Origin of the sequence: Dyadobacter bucti (assembly GCF_005869225.1) — a bacterium.
Lineage (GTDB): Bacteria > Bacteroidota > Bacteroidia > Cytophagales > Spirosomataceae > Dyadobacter > Dyadobacter bucti.
Genome location: NZ_SWFP01000002.1, coordinates 196,293 through 214,465 on the forward strand (window position 1 = coordinate 196,293; position 18,173 = coordinate 214,465).

Below are 18,173 nucleotides of genomic sequence, written 5' to 3' on the forward strand. Positions count from 1 at the left end.
CACGCTGTTTAGGACTATATTTGTCCCGTTCCCGAAACTATGATTTTTATGAAAACCCAAGAAACCCAGACTCACTCAGTTCATGATCATGACCACTGCTGCTCACATGACTCACCGGTAGTTGCAAAAACAGCCAGTCAAAATCATCAGCATGATCACAGCCATGACCATGACCATGACGGACATAATCATGGTGAAAGCCAAAATGCCAGTATCCTGAAAAGCCGCTGGATGCTGTGGCTGAGCCTCACGATTCTCGGCGGGTATCTGGTCACAACTTTTATTTTCAGACAAGAGATCAACAGGGTCGCAGAATTTGTTCTGATGGCCTCCGCCTATATCCTGGCGGGGAATAAAACTGTTGCAGCTGCATTTCGTCGTGTCGGACGGGGCGATTTTTTCAATGAATTCACTTTGATGACCATTGCTACATTCGGGGCTTTTTTTATTGGTGAGTTCAGCGAAGGTGTGGCAGTAATGGTCTTTTACGAAATCGGCGAGTTGATCCAGGACCTGGCCGTAAGCCGTTCTAAAAAATCGATCAAGGCGCTGCTGGATGTCCGCCCCGATACCGTAACGGTGATCAGAAACGGGGTAAATACGCAGGCCGATCCGGCCACTGTCCAGGTCGGTGAAACGATTCTGGTAAAAGCAGGAGAAAAAGTAGCCCTCGACGGCGTATTGACGTCTTTGAACGGAACATTCAATACCGCCGCACTGACCGGTGAATCCAAACCCGATGTCAAATCCCGGAATCAGCAGGTACTGGCCGGGATGATCAACACAGAAAAGACGGTCGAAATTGAGGTAAGGGCATTGTTTAAAGATTCAAAATTATCCCGCATCCTCGAAATGGTGCAGGAAGCTACCGCCCGCAAAGCCCCTACTCAACTGCTGATCAGTCGGCTGGCTAAAATATACACGCCGATCGTTTTTTTACTCTCGGTGCTCATCATACTCGTCCCGCTCTTTTTTGTGGCTGACTATCAGTTTCAACAATGGCTTTACAGAGGCATGGTGTTCCTGGTTATTGCCTGCCCCTGCGCGCTCACGATATCCATTCCGCTTGGCTATTTCGGAGGTATCGGTCTTGCTTCCAGAAACGGTATTCTGATCAAAGGCGCCAATTTCCTGGATGTGATCACGAAAATTGATACGGTTGTTTCCGATAAAACCGGTACGCTCACAAAAGGTGTTTTTAAGGTCCAAAAAATAGAAACCAATCTTGATCCAACCGATTTTCTTATCAAAACCGCCTCCCTGGAAAGTTACTCCACCCACCCCGTCGCAAAAGCAATTGTAAAACACGACGAAACCCTTGAATTGCTGAAACCGCAGGATGTGGAAGAAATCTCAGGACATGGATTAAAAGGAACTGTAAACACTGAGACGGTTTTGGCTGGTAACCTCAAACTCCTCGACAAATTTTCGGTTTCGTATCCCCGAGAGCTGGCTGATATTGTGGAAACGATTGTGGTGGTGGCCATTAACGGAACATATGCGGGATACATTACCATTGCTGATGAGATAAAAGAAGACGCGGCAAAAACCGTATCCGACCTTGAAAGCCTGGGTATTGAGACCATTATGCTCTCCGGAGATAAGGAAGCGATCGTTTCCCAAACCGCCCGCCAGCTGCATATTGCGCACAGCTTCGGAAATTTGCTGCCCGAGGATAAGGTACGGGTGGTAGAATCACTAAAAAATGAGGGACGAAAAATAGCGTTTATCGGAGACGGGGTAAATGATGCGCCCGTGATCGCGCTTTCCGACCTGGGCATCGCCATGGGCGGCATGGGCTCTGATGCTGCGATCGAAACTGCCGATATTGTGATACAAAATGACCAACCATCCAAAATTGTTTCCGCTATAAGAGCCGGAAAAATTACCAAAAGCATTGTATATCAAAACATTTCACTCGCGATGGGTGTAAAAGTGCTTGTGATGGTGCTCGGCGCAGGCGGGGTTGCCACGCTTTGGGAGGCTGTGTTTGCAGATGTAGGCGTCGCACTTCTGGCAATTTTAAATGCATTCAGGATACAGGGAAAGAAAATCTGACGCATCCGGTAAGACCCGAATCCTTAAATATGTAATTTCAGCAAATGCTTTTAAAATACTTTGATCCGATGCGAATCCTGCCTTTCCTCTTGCTTGCAGTTTGTACAACACAGCTCGCCCATGCGCAGCTTATCAAAGATTCGCTCCTTGTTGACGGACATTACCGGTCTTTTTTATTCAATAAGCCACAAACCGGCAGCTCAGGTTCAAGTCTCGTATTTGTCATTCACGGCTCCGGTGGAAAACCTGAGCACATGATGAAGCAAACTGTAAAATTGGAAAGCATGTCCCAAACCGAGCAGTTTATCGTGGTATATCCGGCCGGTTATAAAAATTACTGGAACGAGTGCCGTAAAGCCTCCACAGCCGCAGCCAATGTCGAAAATATCGATGAGAATGCCTTTTTCAATGACATGATCCGGTACTTCAAAACGAAATACCAGATCAATGAAAAGCAGGTTTTTGTGAGTGGGTTTTCAGGAGGTGGTCACATGGCTTACAAACTGGCGATGACTATGCCGGACAAAGTAAGGGCAATATCAGCCATAGTAGCCAATATGCCCACCCCGGACAATATGGACTGCCCGGAACTGAAAATCCCGGTAGCGACCATGATCACAAACGGCACCAGCGATCCTCTCAATCTATACAACGGAGGACATATGATATCCGGCGGTGTTACCCTTGGAAATGTCCGCTCCACCGACGAAAGCTTCGGCTACTGGACCAAACTCAATGGTTTTAAAGGTACACCCGTAAAGGAAAATATGCCCGACGCCGATCCCGGCAACGGAGTAACGATAGAGAGCTATACGTTCCGTGCAAAGAACAAACCGGAAGTACGTCTGCTCAAAGTAATCAACGGAAAACACGAGTTCCCTACCGACATCGACATATTTGTCGAGTCCTGGGCATTTTTCAAAAGGCAAATCTGATCACTCTTCCCGAATGTACTTAATGCCGAAGCAAATGATCACGATGACAATGATGAGCAGCAGGTAATTCCCGGAGCCTTCCGTAAGCCTTAACACACTGTCCTCCGTGAGAAACAGCGCATTAATGTAAAAGCTGGTCATCATTATACCACCGGAAACGACTTGATCCCGGCAACTTTTTCAAGTGCGACGGTAACCCGCTCGATGCGGTCCACATTTCCTCTGCTGCTATCTGAAACTGCCTGTGCAACCGAGGTGAGATAATCACCGCCTAGTTTTGTGTTGAAAAACGGGTCTTTTGAAGCAAGGACGCCTCTCCAGTTTTTCCCGACCTGGTTCCGGGATTTGATGAACCTGATCAATAGCCGCTCCTTTATCGACAGTCCGCCGTACTCGGAAACGCGTTCGTGTAGCTCTTCCATGAGATAAAGTTTAGTGTGTGCCCGGCTTTGCGCCTAGCTGATAGTTTTGTAATTTGCGTGTTACGGTTTTAACACATACAAAGGTACACAATTCATTTATCAATGTCAAGTATTTTTATACTTAATGTGAGCAATTAATGACAACACTGGGAGAAAGATTAAAAAAGTGCCGTAACACCGCTGGGCTCAGCCAGAACGTGTTGGCTATCGCACTGAACAAAAAAGGCCGTGCAACGATCTCCGGCTGGGAGAACAACAGGAGCGACCCATCCTTATCAGATCTTAGAAAAGTAGCTGAAATCCTGAAAACAACAGTTTCACATCTGATGGGCGAGACACCCATGTTTGAAGAACCAAGGGAAAATTATACTATTATTAAAAAGGATGATCTTATTGAATTACAGCGAAAAGCGCTGGAAAGGGAAGAAGAGAAAAACAAAAGCTTAGCAGAGGAATTGGGAAAATCCAGAACTCCCGAAGAAAAAAAATGAGGCTGTCAGCTTATCCGGATTTTGACTGAAAACAAAATCCGGAAGCCGAAAGCGCAGCACAAACTCAGCAATACAAGAGCCATCCACAACGTATCATATCCGTATCTGGCGGCGATAAATCCTCCTGCCGCCGGTCCTATTATTTGTGCAACTGCCTGAGAAACAGAGTATGCAGCAGAATACTTACCTCTATTAAACTCCGTAGCCCTGCTTACCACCAGTGTGCTGATGTACGGCAAAGCCAGCATCTCACCCGTGGTGAACAATACAACTGCTGCTGCCGCTGGTACCACAGGCAGCACGCCCGGAACAATCAACGCCAGAAATGCCAATCCGCAAAATACGGTCCCGGCAATGATATAATGCGAATCGGGCCACCGGTTTGCGAGGTTCTGTATCATCACCATTTCAAACAGCGCAATGATCAGACCGTTCGTACCAAGCAGTATGCCTATCATTGATTCACCCAGGTGCATTTCCTCTTTCCAGTAAACCGGCGCCAGCCTGAACAGCAGCACGAAACAAATCATGTACATCGAAACCATAATCAGAAACCGTACGAAGAACGGATCTTTCCACGGAGAGCCACCGCGGTCGTCCGATTTTAAAGTAGTCAATGGCTTGTCAATAGTTTTTATACCTGCCGGTAATAAAATAATGATCAGCAAACCCGCGACGATGTACACCACCCCATCTACCCAAAACAGCAAATGATAGTTGATCGCAGCCAGTATCCCACCGGTTGATGTCCCGAATCCGAACCCGATGTTCATCGCAAGCCTGTTCAGGGCATAGGATCTTGTCAGGTTTTCAGGAGCAGCGTAAAAAGCGATAGCGGTATTATTGGCGGGCTTGAAGGCCTCTACAAAAAAACTCAGGAAGACGATCAGTATACATAAGCCTGTAAAATTGCTTACCAGGCTGAAAAGGACAAAAAATATCCCGCTGACAATCAGGCTCACGATCTGCACAGGCCGGAAACCCCACACATCCGTCAGATAGCCGCCGGCCATAGCACCCAGCACCGACCCTACCCCAAACAATGTGATGATCAGGCCAGCGTCCGAAATGCTGCGGTGCAGGCTCTGCGTCATATACATGCTCATAAAAGGCACAGCCATATATCCGCAGCGGTTAATCAGCACCACAATGCTCAAAAGCCACGTTTCCCTGCTCAGCCCGCTAAAAGAAACACGATAACTGTGTAAAATTTTTTGAACCATAAAAAGTCTGTTCTTCCTTTATTTAGAGTCTTTCTCCAGTAATTGCCTTATTATATTCACGCCTTGTTCCAGTTCGTCGGTATTGGACGACGCAAAACCCAGTCTGGTTGCATTATGGAATTTTGACAGATTACCCTGCATAGAACCGTCCGCAAAATAGAGGTCTTTTTTTAATGCTTTTGCTGCAAGGTCTTTTAAGTCTATGCTAGGATCAAATTTGGCCCAAACCGCCATGCCACCATCCGGCACCTGAAAATCAACAAACTCGCCCAATTGGGCTTTTAACAGATCACAAAATACATCGCGCCTTTGCTTGTACACCCGAACCGATTTACGCAGATGTCTCTGGATAATTCCCTCACGCAACAATTCAGCCATCGCGTTTTCAAGAATCTGGTCGCCTTGCCGGTCGATAATCCTGCGCAGCTGCGCCAGGTGTGTGATCACATCTTCCGGTCCTACCAGATATCCAACTCTGAAAGCAGGCGAAATGGTTTTGGTAAAAGAGCCGCAATATAGTACCATACCCGCAGGATCTGCACCAGCCAATGGTAAAAACGGCTTGCTCAGATAATGGAAATCATAGTCATAATCGTCCTCAAAAATGATAAAACCATACTTTTCTGCAAGTTTCAGCAACCTGATCCGCCTGTCTGCCCGAAGCGCTACGGTGGTCGGATAGTGATGATGGGAAGTTACGTAAACCAGGCGTACACGGGTCTTTTCACAAATCGCTTCCAATGCATCCGTATCCATACCATGCTCATCAACAGGGGCTTGCAATACATTCGCCCCTGCCTGGACAAAGTTCATGTTAGCCCCGAACCAGCCCGGTTCATCACAAACAACCTGATCGCCGGGCTTCAAAAGCCCCTGACTGACCAGATGAATGCCCATGATCACGCCCCGGACGATCAGTATGTTTTCAGCGGTTATTTTCATCCCGCGCGTTTCGTTGAGATAAACGGACAATTCCTGTCGGAGCCAGGCCGAACCTTTGGTATCCCCGTAACCCAGACGAACATATGGATCCCCGTTTAACATCTGGCTCCTGTATGCCCTCGACAACTCATCCAGCGGTGCCAGCCTGGCATCCGGGAAACCATCGTCAAAATGAAATTTCGCAACCGGCTTCAATACTGCGCGATTCAGGTGCGGCATTGTGTCAAACTTAAAACCAGCTTTCTGCTGTGGAGAAGCATTCTGAACTGACTGCCCTGGCAACTTCACCGGCGTTATTTCCGGTATGTGACCGGCTACAAAAGTACCGCTCCCGGTCTGGCTTTCCAGCCAACCTTGGGCAAGCAGCTCATCGTACGCCTGCACCACAGTTCGCCTATGCACCTTCAGCAATGCCGCCAGCTGCCTGGTACTCAGCAGCCTGTAACCAGGCTCTAAGGTCCCTGCCCGGATCAAAGCCATGAGCTGATTGGCCAGCTGCAGATAAACCGGCTGTTTTCCGTTTTTTTCAACCGGCAATAAAGCTGTAAGGACCTGCATCATAATTGGACCACCATTTTTAAAAATATTGGACTATTACAAGCATCCAATTAAACTATAATTTTGATCAAAAACAAAACCATGAACACTCCCCCATCTCATCTTATCCCCAGCCGTTCAGCTAAAAGAGCCACTTTTGACGCAGGAAGCATTTACAGTATACTGGATGAAGCACTTTTTTGTACCATGAGCTTTGCGATGGATAACCGGCCGTTTTCGATTCCTACTTCTTTCGTTCGCTACGAAGATAAAATATACATTCATGGTTCCGTAGGAAGCCATTTTATCAGGGAAATTGAGAAAGGAATTCCGGTTTGCATTACGGTAATGCTGACGGATGCCCTGGTTATTGCCAAATCGGCCTTCAGTTTTTCTGTCAACTACCGGTCTGTGGTCATTTTTGCCAAAGCCGAAAAAATCGAAAACCCGGAAGAGAAACTGTCTGCTTTTGAGTGGCTTACCGATAAAATTACTCCCGGAGGCTGGGACTACCTCAGGCCCGCAACACCAAGTGAAACAAAAAAAACGACCGTACTGGCATTTTCGCTTGCAGAAGCATCGGCAAAAATCAGAACGGGAATGCCCAAAGACGAGGAAGAGGATCTCGAATTGCCGATCTGGTCCGGGATAATTCCTCTGGAAACAAAACGTCTGACCCCGATACCCGACGAATCGAGCCTGAAAATAACGTTGCCAACACACCTTTCCGGCACAAATTCATGAAATGATCTGTCAGCCATGCAACTTCTGGTTAAACCTGGACATCTTTACCCAAAATGGATACCAGGTTTAATTATTACCCTTGCGATTTTATGACAGGAAAGGAATTATTCGATCACTATCAATCGGCTGCCCAGCGCCAGGGCTTTGGTTCCAGAGAATTTCATTATGGGAATATTTTGTTTCAGGCGCTTAAACTGGAAGGGGAAGAGAAAATATTTCGTTTGCTCGAAATAGCAGAAAATACCGGAAAAAAGATCGCGCTGGCTTACTCAGAGCCCAGGTCCGAAGAATTAACCGACCCGGATATCGCCGTTTTAATCTGAACGTATCAATTACATCAACACTAACCGGTAACTGCTATACGCAGAACGTAAATTCAGGGTTGGCTGTCGGACGCGTAGTATCCGTTTCCTGCCAGTTTCCCTCGAATACGATTGATATCGTTTACAGATCTACCTCCGGAGATTTTGGTCAAAGCAGTCGTTTCTGCACGATTAACCCTCGCTTCTTCGTCATTGATATGAAAAATGTAGGCGCTTCCCGCAAACGCGATTACCAGCATGATGCTGACGATAACAAAAAGGAAGGATAGGAATTTTTCGATTTGATTTTTCATGACTGATAATGTGTTATGTTAAAGCAGGTCCTGGCTGATACTGTATAACCAAATTTCAACAAAGTCTGAAAGTTTTCCCACAACTGATTATTCATAGGAGGCTATATTGATCAAAAGGTAAAAGGATCAATTTTTGCTGGTATGTGTATCTACATCAAACATAAAAAACCATGGATAGCCAAACCGAAGCGAAAAAAAAAGAACTGGAGCAGAAAATCCTTTCAAAAAGGCAGCAAATAGAATTCGAGAAGACGAACATGGATCTCACATCGGAATTCTCGGCAGAAAACCGTGAAAATCCGGACGTAATGGAAGAAGCTAAAAACTTCGACGATCCTGCGGAAAATGTGCTCGCGGAAAGTGACTCAAAATCCTTGAAGAAAGCTGAACAGGAATTGGCCGAACTGGTGGAAAAGCTATCTCGCTATAACCGGGACTGAGAGTACCACAGCAGTTGAATCGGATTCTTTTCCTGATATTTTGCCAATTCCGAAATCGCCCCGGTTCACCTTAAAACTTCCTTTAAAAACTGCTTTCCCGGAATCCTGCACAAAAACAAAGGGAATGGAAATTTGCCTGGTCACACCGTGGAGCTGCAGATCGCCGCGCACAATGTATGCGGAGTCGAGCCTGGAAATACCTGAAGAAACAAAACGAATCAAGGGGTAACGCCCGGCGTCAAACCATTTTTCACTTCTTGCATGTTTATTTTTTAGCTCATTTCCTGTATTGATTGAATTAACATCCACCTCTACATCAAATTTTGATGTAGCAGGATGATCCGGGTCGAAAAAGATGGAACCTGACAATTTTTCGAAAACACCATGCGCATATTTACCTTCAAACTTTATGATATGCTCTCCGGTAATTTCCCAGTCGTGCAATAAAACCAGGCTGAATGAACTTAGCAGGAATATGACGAAAGCAGCGATGCAATATCTCTTTTTACTCATAACAAACATTACTTTTAAGCCGAAACAGTTTTAGAACTGCCTCTCGTCTGAAATCCGGAAGGTGTACTGCCTGTAAATTTTTTGAATGCTATCGAAAAATGCTGGGCGTATTCATATCCCAGAACATCGGCCACTTCTTCCACGGACATATTGCAATTCCTGAGCAAATTCCCCGCATATTCCATTCTCAACTGCCGCAGATAGGCAAACACCGACGTGCCAAACAATGCCTTGAAACCTTTTTTGACCTTAAATTCATTTAAAACAAAAATACGGCTCAGTTCCGTCAAACTGGTCTCAGCAAGAAAGTTACGGTCCAGATAATCTTTTAGCTGATGAAGTTTTTCTGCATCGTCCGGCCTGATTTCCTCCCGCACTCGCAGCGGATTTCTGAACTGACCGATCTGAAATGCGAGCAATTCCAGCGCCTTGGACTGGATCAGAAGATTACGCATCGGCCCGGCTCCGGTGCAATTACGTATGTCACTGATGAGCCTGAGCATTTGATGCGTGGTGTCCACCGTTCCCTTCGCACCCGCGAAAGGTCGGCCGAGATCAAGATTATTCAAAACGGCCTCGCTCCAGGCGTCATCGCAGCCAATAGCATCAGCAAAAAAAGCCTTGTCCAGACTTAGGTGGAACATTTCAATACTGGAGTTTGCCCGGATATGGTTCAGATCCCCTCCCTCCGGCGCGAATACGAGGTTATGCTTGTGCGGCCGCATGCAAAGTTCCTGTTTCAGGCCGAAAAAATGGGTGTCCAGCTGCCCGGACATCTGAAAATTGATATTGACTGTACTGTCCGGGGTACTGTCATACAATTTAATTTCCTCATTCGTAGTCCAGCGGATGTCCATCAGATGCATGTGAGGAAAGCCTATACTTTTATATTTGATTGTGCCTGCTTTCGGGTGATAATGGGTCGCAAAGTCACCCGAAGTATTTGACGGCAACTTCAAACCTACTTCCTGCGGGCTCGGAAATGTGGAGAAATCAATAATATCTGAGGAATTGAGAACAAGGGCTGCCATTTTCGGAAAAACTTTCTTATGAATTGATGTTTCAATACTTTGAAAAGCTTACGAAAATAGCATCTTTTGCATCGCCACGCCCGGTTATTTCGTGAACGGTAAACCCTGCCCTCTCATCAGGAGAAACGCTCAGGGTTGTCCTGTGGCCACAGGGCGCTCATTCCGGGACCATTCGCTCCACGATCCCACATACAATCCGGCGCCTTCAAAACCAGCCTCGGCCAGCGCCAGCAAAGTATGGCAGGCGGTTACGCCCGAACCACAATGCACAATCACATTTTCCGGATGGCGCCCACCCAGCACTTGTCTGTATTTTGCGGCCAGTTCATCGGTCGGAAGAAATTCACCTGTTTCATCCAAGTTACCGGTGTAAGGAATGTTCACTGCACCGGGAATATGACCTGCCACCAGATCAATCGGTTCACTTTCCCCCACGAACCGGTAATTTTCACGCACGTCGATCACCAGCTTTTCTTTGTCCGCTGTTGCACCGGCAACGTCGTTGATATCAAATAACGGCCAACTCCACGCTGAGAAAGGATAACCGCTTTTTCCGGCACCCTTCGCCGGCAAGTCCTTTGAAATAGGAAAACCTTCAGTCCGAATAGAGTCCAGCCCTCCGCTGACTACGTACACCTTTGCATGACCCGCAGCTTTGAGCATCCACCAGAACCGCGCTGCCGCATTGGCGCCTTTTTTATCATCGTAAACAATCACCACAGAGTCGGGCGTAATTCCCAGTTTCCCCAAAAACAGGGAGAAGTTTTCCGGATCGGGCAAGGGGTGCCTGCCTCCATCCGCTGCGTTGGCCGTTTTTTCCGAGAGATCCGTTTCCAGGTCGGCAAAAAGTGCATTTTTCAGATGTCCGGCCTTATACCTCTCCAAGGCATCTGCGCCTCCCCTCGCATCGACAATTACAGTGTATTCTTGTCCAATATATGTTTTGAGCTGATCAGCAGATATGATGTTCATGGATGCTAGGTTAGTTGAATGCCCAATTTATAAAAATACTCTTTACTTTGACAAAGACGCATCACCGGCTATGCGAAAATAAAATGCCGTACTGTAAGTTTCGGCTCAAAAAAACTACCAATTGTGAAAGGCAATAACAAATCAACTTTCCATGGAGAAAAATTTCCTGCAAACCATTCGAACGCATCAGAAAATCATCCACAAAATCAGCAGGATGTACAGAAACACCCCGGAAGATCAGCAGGACCTGTTTCAGGAAATTGTGTACCAGTTGTGGAGGGCTTTTCCGGCTTTCAGGCAGGAATCCAAGGTCAGTACCTGGATTTACAGGGTGGCGCTTAATACGGCCATTGCGGTATACCGTAAACCAAAACCGGAAATTCGTGCAACCGAAAACCTTCCTGAGCTTCCCGGAGAGGAGCCGGGGCCATCGGAAAACGAAGAGAGGATGTACGGGGCATTGAGAATGCTGAACGATTCGGAAAAAGCTATTATTTCCCTTTACCTCGAAGACTATTCCTACCAGGAGATCGCAGAAATAACCGGTATCAGTGAAAATTATGCGGGAGTTCGGATCAACAGAATTAAAGAAAAACTCAAAACCATCTTAAACAGAAAATAATATGAACATCGATGATTTCAAGACCGGCTGGCAAAATGCAGGTAACGGCTCTTATTCAGAAAAAGAAATAGAAATGATGACGAAGATCACCAGCCATCCTACATTGAAAAAAATCCGGGTTAAAATGCTTGCCGAAGCTATCATGTTGACGGCCCTCCTTTTCGGATATTACGACGGATTCGACGGGATCAATAAGCCTTTATACCTCAATGTATTGTTGGTATTGAGCGTCTGTATTTACATTCTGAATAATGTCGTCGGCTATATTTTTATAAAAACTCCTGCTACTGAATTTAACATTAAACTATCATTGTATAAACAAGTTACCACACTCAAACGGGTAAGGTTGTTTTCCCTGTTTTCCTCGGCTCTTTATGCGGTTTCACTTTTGGCCTTTTTTATGAACGGCATTCATTTTACTGGCCAAAAATACCTGATCATGTCCCTGGCCATTCTCGTTTACCTGGTGCTTTTTATCCTGTCGTACCTTACCTGGAAAAGAAAAATAGACCATTTTAGTCGATTGGAAGAAGAATTTTAAGAATTTAGTTGCCGTTAAAACACGCTCTTCAAATCACCATAAGTTAAATGGTCAGTACCGATTTTTTTTCAAGCGATCTCGAACAGCTCCGTGATCTGCAACCTGCCGACTGGGGCGACCTTGTACCCCGTTTCCGTTACTTTATCGATTCTCCGTTTTGCAAGCCCATTAAAATCACAGAACGGGGCCAGGTGATAGCCATCGGAACGAGTATGTTCCATAAGGATACCGCGTGGCTTGCATGTATTGTCGTGCATCCCGATCACAGAAAAAAAGGGCTTGGCAACACTATTACGAAGGAATTGATCGATGGCATCGACAGGAAACATTATCCAACGATCTACCTCGATGCGACGGATTTTGGTTATCCGGTTTACAAAAAGCTCGGTTTCCAAGTTGAGACAGAATATGCTCACTACATCAGAAATCAAAAAACGGAAGGTCAGGTTTTGTCAGAAAATCTGCTGGAATATGAAGAAAAATTCAGCCAAGAGGTACTGGAACTCGACCGCAAGGTTTCGGGCGAAGACCGGAGCGGGATTCTGAATGATTTTATAGATTCGGCAATGCTTTATGTGAACAACTCAAAAGTGGAAGGTTTTTACATCCCCGGCTGGGGCGACGGGCCTGTCCTCGCGGTTACCGACGTGGCCGGTACCGAATTGATGAAGCTGCGAATACAGACTTATGATAATGCGGTTTTTCCTGTTGAGAATACGATTTCGGCGGATTTTGTGACGGACAACAATTTCGTATTCCGGAAAACTTCCAGGAGAATGTATTTGGGCCCTAAGAGAGTCTGGCAGCCGCGAAACCTTTGTAACTGGATTAGCGGGCAGCTGGGGTAGCATCTGCTTTGAGAATAGCATCCGCGGAATAGAGAAACCGAGAAGACCTCGGCGCTAGCAAGCAACATAAAAATTCACTCACTCACTTACTCACTCACTCACTCACTCACTCACTCACTCATTCACTCATTCACTCATTCACTCATTCAAAATCACCGAAGCCTCAATTCTGCTATACGAAAAAACTCCGTATGCGGCGCCATGGCTTTTACAATCCCGTTTTTGTCAACAAGAATAAAATAGGGCGTTTCGCTGATGTGGTAGCGGTGATTGAAACCATAAGAATCGGGGACCGGAACAAAGCCACAGTTTCGTTTCGGTATAGCCTCCAGACACTCTTCCCTGGTATTCAAGGTAGTACCCAGCGAAACAATCTCGATTCCATTTTTCCGGTTTTCTTCAACAAAATCGGAAATCACTTTCGTGCTCGCCAATGTATAAAGTGGCTTTTCATATTTAACCCAAAAACCCAGCAATACATATTTACCTTTTAACCGATCCGAGTTGTATTCCTTGCCGTCCAGACCTGTCATAACAAAAGGAGGAATTGGCTCCCCGATCTCAGGCATCATGTCGGGATTGTTCATTACAGCTCCGTTGCTCCGGATATCCAACTGGCTCTTTTTGACGAGAGCGAATGACGATGCTTTTCCATATTTATCAAAAACCGGCCGGGTAGCATACTGACCTGGATTTTTCCTCAACACCTGATCATAGGTTTCATAGCTGATCCTTTTTCCGGTGGCATGATCGATGATCGTTGAGGGCCTCGTCATGACAATCTGCTGACTTATTTTCCCATTATACCTTGTTACTTTCGGCTCCTCCGACTGCGCACGAACAATCCCCGCCAAGCAAATAAAATTGACCAAAATGAAAATCCCCTCTTTCTTTAATTTCATCTGGAACGATTTTGATAGATAAAAGATTGAATTAATATCAAAAGATTGATATTTAAACGCACGTTACACGGGCTACCTTTGTTGCTATAACAGTTTTACAGGTCTCAATATTTTAGATAAAAAACAACTTCTTGATTTTGTTATATGTTCGAGCGGATACGTGAAAAGTTGGAGATATTGGCTGACGCCGCGAAATATGATGTGTCGTGTTCATCCAGCGGCAGCAATCGAAAGAATGAAAATAAGGGATTGGGCGACGCGGAAGGGACCGGAATATGCCATACTTATACCGAGGACGGCCGATGTGTCTCTCTCCTGAAAATTCTCCTGACCAACCATTGCGTTTACGACTGTGCCTTTTGTGTGTCGCGCCGCAGCAATGATATAAAAAGGGCGGCTTTTACTGTGGACGAAGTGGTGGAACTGACGATGAATTTTTATCGCCGCAATTACATCGAAGGACTTTTTCTCAGCTCGGGCATTTTCAAAAACGCCGACTATACCATGGAGAGGCTGGTCAGGATTGTGAAAAAACTTCGTAACGAGGAAAGGTTCAACGGCTATATTCATTTAAAATCTATACCGGGAGCGAGTGAGGAATTGCTGAAAGAAGCAGGCATGTATGCCGACCGGATGAGTATTAACCTGGAAATGCCGACCGAACTGGGCTTGAAATTATTAGCGCCGGAAAAATCCCATGAAGACGTCAAAAAGCCGCTCAACTACATTCAGCAAAGCATTGTGCAATTTTCGGATGAAAAAGGATTGATAAAAAGTACGCCTAGATTTGTCCCTGCCGGGCAAAGCACACAAATGGTTATCGGCGCGACGCCGGAATCGGACAAGGAAATTATGCATACGGCCAATGCATTTTACAAAAATTTTTCGCTCAAAAGGGTTTACTATTCAGGCTACATTCCGATTAGTCACGATACCCGCCTGCCCGTGATCGGCTCCCAGCCTCCGCTGATCCGGGAGAACAGGCTTTATCAAACGGACTGGCTTATGCGGTTTTACGGTTTTGACGTGCAGGAAATCCTGAACGACGCCAATCCAAACCTGGATATTGACATTGATCCCAAGTTAAGCTGGGCACTCCGGAACCTGGATCAATTTCCGGTAGATGTAAATACGGCGGACTACCGGATGATCCTGCGCGTACCGGGCATCGGAGTAGCATCAGCTTTGAAAATTGTCCAGGCCAGGAAATTTGGCAGGTTGCACCAGGACCAGCTCAAAAAAATAGGCATATCTTTTAAAAAAGCCAGACATTTCATCCGTTACGCGGATAGCCCTATACAACTCAGAGAATATGAGGCCGGGCATATCAAAGGTGTCATACTTTCTGAGGGCAACAGTAAATATCTTAAGACCGCACAAAACCAGCTTTCGCTTTTCTGATGGACTTATATGTTTTTGACGGAACGCTCGAAGGGCTGCTCACTGCTGTTTTTCATAGCTATCAGAAAAAAGCTGCGCAGGTGAAGCTGGTAAGCCGCGAGCATTTCCATCCTGATGTTTTTCAGGAAAGCTTTACCGTGATCAGCGAAGATGAAAAGGCCAAAAGAGTTTGGGCGGGCCTTGCGAAAAAACTTGACCGGGAATGGATGCTTCGGATTTACAAAGCTTTTTTATCCGAGCAACCCGATATTTTTCAGGATCTGCTGGACTTTGCCAGATACATTATTGACCATGCGGAGGGAGCATCGGAAAATTATGGCAACAAACATGTACTGGCGATCTCCCAAATGAGCCAGAAAGTCCACCGCGAAAAGCACAGGATGGAAGCGTTCATCAGGTTTCAGCAAACTGCCGATCAGATCTATTACGCCCATATTGATCCTGATTTCAATGTACTTCCCCTGCTGACCGACCATTTCAAAAACAGATATGCCGATCAAAAATGGCTCATTTATGATCTGAAAAGAAAATACGGCCTGTTTTATGACCTGGAAAAGGTCGAAGAAATTGAATTCGATTTTGCAGCAGAATTCTCAGCAAACCTCAATGCCCTGCCCCAACAGGTACTCGATCCAAAAGAGGAGTTGTATTCGTTACTGTGGAAGGATTATTTTCGCAGCACCAACATCCCTGCCAGAAAAAACATGAAATTACATATCCGCCACGTTCCGAAACGTTACTGGAAGTATTTGTCAGAAAAGCAGGGTTGATTTTTTTGTGGCTGCAAACATTTCAGGCAAGATGGGTTATTATTGCTAAAATTTTAGTTTTCCAGTCATTCCTGCAATTCCTGAACCACTTATGAAAAAAGCCTTTATTATCCTTGCCATTGTCTTCGGTTGCATTTCTCATCATTCTCAAAGTCAAACGAAATCACTTTTTAATGGGAAAGACCTTGTCGGCTGGCACATTGACATTCCCGAAATGGATAAAAATCCGTCGGCGCCAAACCCTTTTATTATTCGTAATGGCCTGCTGGTAAGCCTTGGGGTCCCCGGCGGGCACCTCATCACGGATGCACAATACGAAAACTTCCGCTTGACATTTCAGTATCGCTTTGCGGGAAAGCCGGGCAATTGCGGTGCTCTGGTTTTTGTGTCTACTCCCCGCGCGCTTTATGAAATGTTCCCCAAATCGATTGAAGTGCAGATGATGCATGAAAATGCAGGCGATTTCTGGTGTATTCAGGAAGATATTACTGTGCCAGACATGGAAAAAAGACGCGGCCCGAAAGAGAAATGGGGCGTAAACGGTGATAAGCTTCGCCGAATTCCAAACCTGACCGACGAGACCGAAAAACCGCTCGGAGAGTGGAATTCAATGACAATAGAATGTTATCAAAATAATATCAAGGTCTGGCTGAACGGGGAAATGGTAAATTACGGTTATAATGCAACTGCCCGCAAAGGACAAATCGCCCTGCAGGCGGAAGGTTCTGAGGTAGAATTTAAAAAAATAGAAGTTGCTCCTATTAAACAGCTGACAAAATAAACGTGAAATCAAACCGGGCTGCGCGCAATATAGCCGTACTGATTATTCTGATCGCCAATATCGGCTGTGATCAGATTTCAAAAAATGTGATACGGGAAAATGTAGGTTTTTATGAAACCATCAGTGTCATTAAGAATCATGTTACCATTACCTATGTTGAAAACACAGGTGCATTTTTGAGCATTGGCAGCAACTTGCCAGGGTTCCTGAAGACGCTGATCCTCTCAATTATACCGCTTATTGCGCTGATGGGTGGTGTCATATATGTGCTGGTGAAAAAGAACCTGACGCTGATGAGCGCGCTGGCACTCAGCTTCGCAATTGGCGGAGGGATCGGCAACATATACGACCGGCTCATCCATGGTTCCGTGACGGATTTTTTGCATATCAATTTCGGACTTTTCCAGACTGGTATTTTTAACATGGCGGATGTGTCGATCATGATGGGTATGATCATATTTTTTATTCAATCCTACAACCGCCAAAAATCCCGGCTAGTGAAGGGGTAGCCCCTACGGGGCATTTTAGGAGTTGATAGGGGGTATAATTTATTCAAGTTACGGGTTGCCCCGATGGGGCATCTTGGGAGATGATAGGGAACATAATATGATCGGGTGAGGGGTTCCCCGATGGGGAATTTGGGGAGTTGATAGTGGGCATAATTTGTTCAAGTCAGGGGTTGCCCTGATGGGGCATTTTGGAAGTGGCTTTTTCCCCGATGGGGCATTGGGGGAGAGGCTCGTTCCGGAACAGTTTATTGTTCAGATATTTATCACTGACTTAAATTTGCAGTTTCGCATGTTTATCAATAGCCACTACCGGACCTTATCTCAAACAATCTGCGCTATTCTAGAAACCACTGCCCTGCCCTGTCGGGGCATTATCTTAATTGCACTGAATATGCCGATAAACCTTCTAATGCCCCAGCGGGGCTACCCATAGTCTTGGATAAATCATTGGTTACACATCTTCTGTGCTCCATAGTAAAATGAGAAAAGGTGTAGCCCCGACGGGGCATCTTGGGAATTGATAGGAGCTTAATTTGATCATGCCAGGGGTTGCCCCGATGGGGCATTTTGGAAGTGGCTCGTTCCGGGGCTTTTCATAGTTCAGCTGCTGTTCTTTAGATAAATTCACAGTCGTCAATGTTTTTCTATGTAGACGCTACCGGGCAGTAATTCAAACAATCTGCACTATTCTCGGAAACCACTGCCCTGCCCCATCGGGGCAATATCTTAATTGCACTGAATATGCCGATAAATTTTAAATGCCCCAGCGGGGCTACCCATATACTGGGATAATTCATTGGTTACACATCTTCTGTGCTCCATAGTTAAATGAGAAAAGGGGTAGCCCCGACGGGGCATCTTGGGAATTGATAGGG

22 protein-coding genes are annotated in these 18,173 nt (G+C 45.9%); 13 read left to right on the plus strand and 9 right to left on the minus strand.

The genetic code is table 11. From position 1 onward, the window contains the following. The first annotated feature begins 48 nt into the window (after positions 1-48). Together FBF61_RS06105 and FBF61_RS06110 are read left to right on the plus strand one after the other, a co-directional pair. Positions 49-2,058 carry a heavy metal translocating P-type ATPase gene (locus FBF61_RS06105; RefSeq protein WP_138476324.1) on the plus strand — a complete coding sequence of 670 codons (2,010 nt, stop codon included), beginning with the start codon at positions 49-51 and terminating at the stop codon, positions 2,056-2,058. Between the two features lie 44 nt (positions 2,059-2,102). Continuing rightward, a complete protein-coding gene (locus FBF61_RS06110; protein ID WP_229214934.1) occupies positions 2,103-2,993 on the plus strand; it encodes a CE1 family esterase in 891 nt (296 codons plus the stop codon). On the opposite strand, the gene FBF61_RS34500 is transcribed toward FBF61_RS06110, so the two are convergent. After that, positions 2,994-3,137, minus strand: coding sequence for a hypothetical protein (locus FBF61_RS34500; protein WP_166444436.1), 144 nt, complete (start codon positions 3,135-3,137; stop codon positions 2,994-2,996). It lies immediately after the preceding gene. After that, entirely contained in the window at positions 3,137-3,415 is a 279-nt protein-coding gene (locus tag FBF61_RS06115) for a hypothetical protein (RefSeq protein ID WP_138476325.1), read from the minus strand. Before FBF61_RS06115 ends, FBF61_RS34500 begins: the two co-directional genes overlap by 1 nt. 137 nt (positions 3,416-3,552) lie before the next feature. Between FBF61_RS06115 and FBF61_RS06120 the strand changes: the two genes are divergently transcribed. After that, complete coding sequence (locus FBF61_RS06120; protein WP_138476326.1) at positions 3,553-3,906, plus strand: helix-turn-helix domain-containing protein; 354 nt, start codon at positions 3,553-3,555, stop codon at positions 3,904-3,906. A 5-nt stretch (positions 3,907-3,911) separates the two neighbouring features. On the opposite strand, the gene FBF61_RS06125 is transcribed toward FBF61_RS06120, so the two are convergent. Both FBF61_RS06125 and pdxR read right to left on the minus strand, forming a co-directional pair. Then, positions 3,912-5,129 carry an MFS transporter gene (locus FBF61_RS06125; protein ID WP_138476327.1) on the minus strand — a complete coding sequence of 406 codons (1,218 nt, stop codon included), beginning with the start codon at positions 5,127-5,129 and terminating at the stop codon, positions 3,912-3,914. 18 nt (positions 5,130-5,147) lie between these two features. Next, positions 5,148-6,632 (minus strand): MocR-like pyridoxine biosynthesis transcription factor PdxR, encoded by a 1,485-nt coding sequence (pdxR, locus tag FBF61_RS06130; protein WP_138476328.1) that lies wholly within the window; start codon positions 6,630-6,632, stop codon positions 5,148-5,150. Between the two features lie 78 nt (positions 6,633-6,710). Here pdxR and FBF61_RS06135 point away from each other — a divergent pair, with 78 nt between their 5' ends. Together FBF61_RS06135 and FBF61_RS06140 are read left to right on the plus strand one after the other, a co-directional pair. Next, on the plus strand, positions 6,711-7,352 hold the full coding sequence (locus FBF61_RS06135; protein WP_138476329.1) for a pyridoxamine 5'-phosphate oxidase family protein: 642 nt from the start codon (positions 6,711-6,713) through the stop codon (positions 7,350-7,352). A 53-nt stretch (positions 7,353-7,405) separates the two neighbouring features. Continuing rightward, entirely contained in the window at positions 7,406-7,675 is a 270-nt protein-coding gene (locus FBF61_RS06140) for a hypothetical protein (protein WP_138476330.1), read from the plus strand. A gap of 53 nt (positions 7,676-7,728) precedes the next feature. Here the strand turns inward: FBF61_RS06140 and FBF61_RS06145 are convergent, their stop codons facing one another. Beyond that, the gene (locus FBF61_RS06145) at positions 7,729-7,968 is read right to left on the minus strand and encodes a hypothetical protein (RefSeq protein ID WP_138476331.1); all 240 of its coding nucleotides are present in this window, start codon (positions 7,966-7,968) and stop codon (positions 7,729-7,731) included. Between the two features lie 170 nt (positions 7,969-8,138). Between FBF61_RS06145 and FBF61_RS06150 the strand changes: the two genes are divergently transcribed. Continuing rightward, a complete protein-coding gene (locus tag FBF61_RS06150) occupies positions 8,139-8,408 on the plus strand; it encodes a hypothetical protein (protein ID WP_138476332.1) in 270 nt (89 codons plus the stop codon). Here the strand turns inward: FBF61_RS06150 and FBF61_RS06155 are convergent. From FBF61_RS06155 to FBF61_RS06165, 3 genes are all read right to left on the minus strand, one after another. Next, on the minus strand, positions 8,385-8,921 hold the full coding sequence (locus FBF61_RS06155) for a YceI family protein (protein ID WP_138476333.1): 537 nt from the start codon (positions 8,919-8,921) through the stop codon (positions 8,385-8,387). The genes FBF61_RS06150 and FBF61_RS06155 overlap by 24 nt on opposite strands. 14 nt (positions 8,922-8,935) lie before the next feature. Beyond that, positions 8,936-9,952 (minus strand): helix-turn-helix domain-containing protein, encoded by a 1,017-nt coding sequence (locus FBF61_RS06160; RefSeq protein WP_138476334.1) that lies wholly within the window; start codon positions 9,950-9,952, stop codon positions 8,936-8,938. Between the two features lie 129 nt (positions 9,953-10,081). Beyond that, complete coding sequence (locus tag FBF61_RS06165; RefSeq protein WP_138476335.1) at positions 10,082-10,924, minus strand: sulfurtransferase; 843 nt, start codon at positions 10,922-10,924, stop codon at positions 10,082-10,084. Between the two features lie 151 nt (positions 10,925-11,075). Between FBF61_RS06165 and FBF61_RS06170 the strand changes: the two genes are divergently transcribed. Genes FBF61_RS06170 through FBF61_RS06180 form a run of 3 tightly spaced genes read left to right on the plus strand, consistent with a single transcriptional unit; the run spans position 11,076 to position 12,935 of the window. Next, complete coding sequence (locus tag FBF61_RS06170) at positions 11,076-11,546, plus strand: RNA polymerase sigma factor (RefSeq protein ID WP_138476336.1); 471 nt, start codon at positions 11,076-11,078, stop codon at positions 11,544-11,546. Position 11,547: 1 nt separating this feature from the next. After that, positions 11,548-12,087, plus strand: a complete 540-nt coding sequence (locus FBF61_RS06175; RefSeq protein ID WP_138476337.1) for a hypothetical protein — start codon at positions 11,548-11,550, stop codon at positions 12,085-12,087. A 47-nt stretch (positions 12,088-12,134) separates the two neighbouring features. Beyond that, complete coding sequence (locus FBF61_RS06180) at positions 12,135-12,935, plus strand: GNAT family N-acetyltransferase (protein WP_138476338.1); 801 nt, start codon at positions 12,135-12,137, stop codon at positions 12,933-12,935. Between the two features lie 152 nt (positions 12,936-13,087). Here FBF61_RS06180 and FBF61_RS06185 read toward each other — a convergent pair whose 3' ends face one another. After that, complete coding sequence (locus FBF61_RS06185) at positions 13,088-13,837, minus strand: TlpA family protein disulfide reductase (protein ID WP_138476339.1); 750 nt, start codon at positions 13,835-13,837, stop codon at positions 13,088-13,090. Positions 13,838-13,981: 144 nt separating this feature from the next. Between FBF61_RS06185 and FBF61_RS06190 the strand changes: the two genes are divergently transcribed. The 4 genes from FBF61_RS06190 to lspA all read left to right on the plus strand — a co-directional run bounded on the left by FBF61_RS06190 (position 13,982) and on the right by lspA (position 17,298). After that, positions 13,982-15,238: a putative DNA modification/repair radical SAM protein gene (locus FBF61_RS06190; protein ID WP_138476340.1), complete on the plus strand. Its 1,257-nt coding sequence runs from the start codon at positions 13,982-13,984 to the stop codon at positions 15,236-15,238. Then, on the plus strand, positions 15,238-16,008 hold the full coding sequence (locus FBF61_RS06195; RefSeq protein ID WP_138476341.1) for a TIGR03915 family putative DNA repair protein: 771 nt from the start codon (positions 15,238-15,240) through the stop codon (positions 16,006-16,008). The genes FBF61_RS06190 and FBF61_RS06195 overlap by 1 nt, the downstream gene beginning before the upstream one ends. A gap of 91 nt (positions 16,009-16,099) precedes the next feature. Beyond that, entirely contained in the window at positions 16,100-16,789 is a 690-nt protein-coding gene (locus tag FBF61_RS06200) for a 3-keto-disaccharide hydrolase (protein ID WP_138476342.1), read from the plus strand. A gap of 2 nt (positions 16,790-16,791) precedes the next feature. Continuing rightward, positions 16,792-17,298 carry a signal peptidase II gene (gene lspA, locus FBF61_RS06205; RefSeq protein WP_229214935.1) on the plus strand — a complete coding sequence of 169 codons (507 nt, stop codon included), beginning with the start codon at positions 16,792-16,794 and terminating at the stop codon, positions 17,296-17,298. Positions 17,299-18,173: the final 875 nt, after the last annotated feature.

Bases quoted from the DNA above. Each gene is read 5' to 3' on its own strand.
- FBF61_RS06105 (WP_138476324.1), top strand. From the start codon at position 49: ATGAAAACCCAAGAAACCCAGACTCACTCAGTTCATGATCATGACCAC.
- FBF61_RS06110 (WP_229214934.1), top strand. From the start codon at position 2,103: ATGCTTTTAAAATACTTTGATCCGATGCGAATCCTGCCTTTCCTCTTG.
- FBF61_RS34500 (WP_166444436.1), bottom strand. From the start codon at position 3,137: ATGATGACCAGCTTTTACATTAATGCGCTGTTTCTCACGGAGGACAGT.
- FBF61_RS06115 (WP_138476325.1), bottom strand. From the start codon at position 3,415: ATGGAAGAGCTACACGAACGCGTTTCCGAGTACGGCGGACTGTCGATA.
- FBF61_RS06120 (WP_138476326.1), top strand. From the start codon at position 3,553: ATGACAACACTGGGAGAAAGATTAAAAAAGTGCCGTAACACCGCTGGG.
- FBF61_RS06125 (WP_138476327.1), bottom strand. From the start codon at position 5,129: ATGGTTCAAAAAATTTTACACAGTTATCGTGTTTCTTTTAGCGGGCTG.
- pdxR (WP_138476328.1), bottom strand. From the start codon at position 6,632: ATGATGCAGGTCCTTACAGCTTTATTGCCGGTTGAAAAAAACGGAAAA.
- FBF61_RS06135 (WP_138476329.1), top strand. From the start codon at position 6,711: ATGAACACTCCCCCATCTCATCTTATCCCCAGCCGTTCAGCTAAAAGA.
- FBF61_RS06140 (WP_138476330.1), top strand. From the start codon at position 7,406: ATGGATACCAGGTTTAATTATTACCCTTGCGATTTTATGACAGGAAAG.
- FBF61_RS06145 (WP_138476331.1), bottom strand. From the start codon at position 7,968: ATGAAAAATCAAATCGAAAAATTCCTATCCTTCCTTTTTGTTATCGTC.
- FBF61_RS06150 (WP_138476332.1), top strand. From the start codon at position 8,139: ATGGATAGCCAAACCGAAGCGAAAAAAAAAGAACTGGAGCAGAAAATC.
- FBF61_RS06155 (WP_138476333.1), bottom strand. From the start codon at position 8,921: ATGAGTAAAAAGAGATATTGCATCGCTGCTTTCGTCATATTCCTGCTA.
- FBF61_RS06160 (WP_138476334.1), bottom strand. From the start codon at position 9,952: ATGGCAGCCCTTGTTCTCAATTCCTCAGATATTATTGATTTCTCCACA.
- FBF61_RS06165 (WP_138476335.1), bottom strand. From the start codon at position 10,924: ATGAACATCATATCTGCTGATCAGCTCAAAACATATATTGGACAAGAA.
- FBF61_RS06170 (WP_138476336.1), top strand. From the start codon at position 11,076: ATGGAGAAAAATTTCCTGCAAACCATTCGAACGCATCAGAAAATCATC.
- FBF61_RS06175 (WP_138476337.1), top strand. From the start codon at position 11,548: ATGAACATCGATGATTTCAAGACCGGCTGGCAAAATGCAGGTAACGGC.
- FBF61_RS06180 (WP_138476338.1), top strand. From the start codon at position 12,135: ATGGTCAGTACCGATTTTTTTTCAAGCGATCTCGAACAGCTCCGTGAT.
- FBF61_RS06185 (WP_138476339.1), bottom strand. From the start codon at position 13,837: ATGAAATTAAAGAAAGAGGGGATTTTCATTTTGGTCAATTTTATTTGC.
- FBF61_RS06190 (WP_138476340.1), top strand. From the start codon at position 13,982: ATGTTCGAGCGGATACGTGAAAAGTTGGAGATATTGGCTGACGCCGCG.
- FBF61_RS06195 (WP_138476341.1), top strand. From the start codon at position 15,238: ATGGACTTATATGTTTTTGACGGAACGCTCGAAGGGCTGCTCACTGCT.
- FBF61_RS06200 (WP_138476342.1), top strand. From the start codon at position 16,100: ATGAAAAAAGCCTTTATTATCCTTGCCATTGTCTTCGGTTGCATTTCT.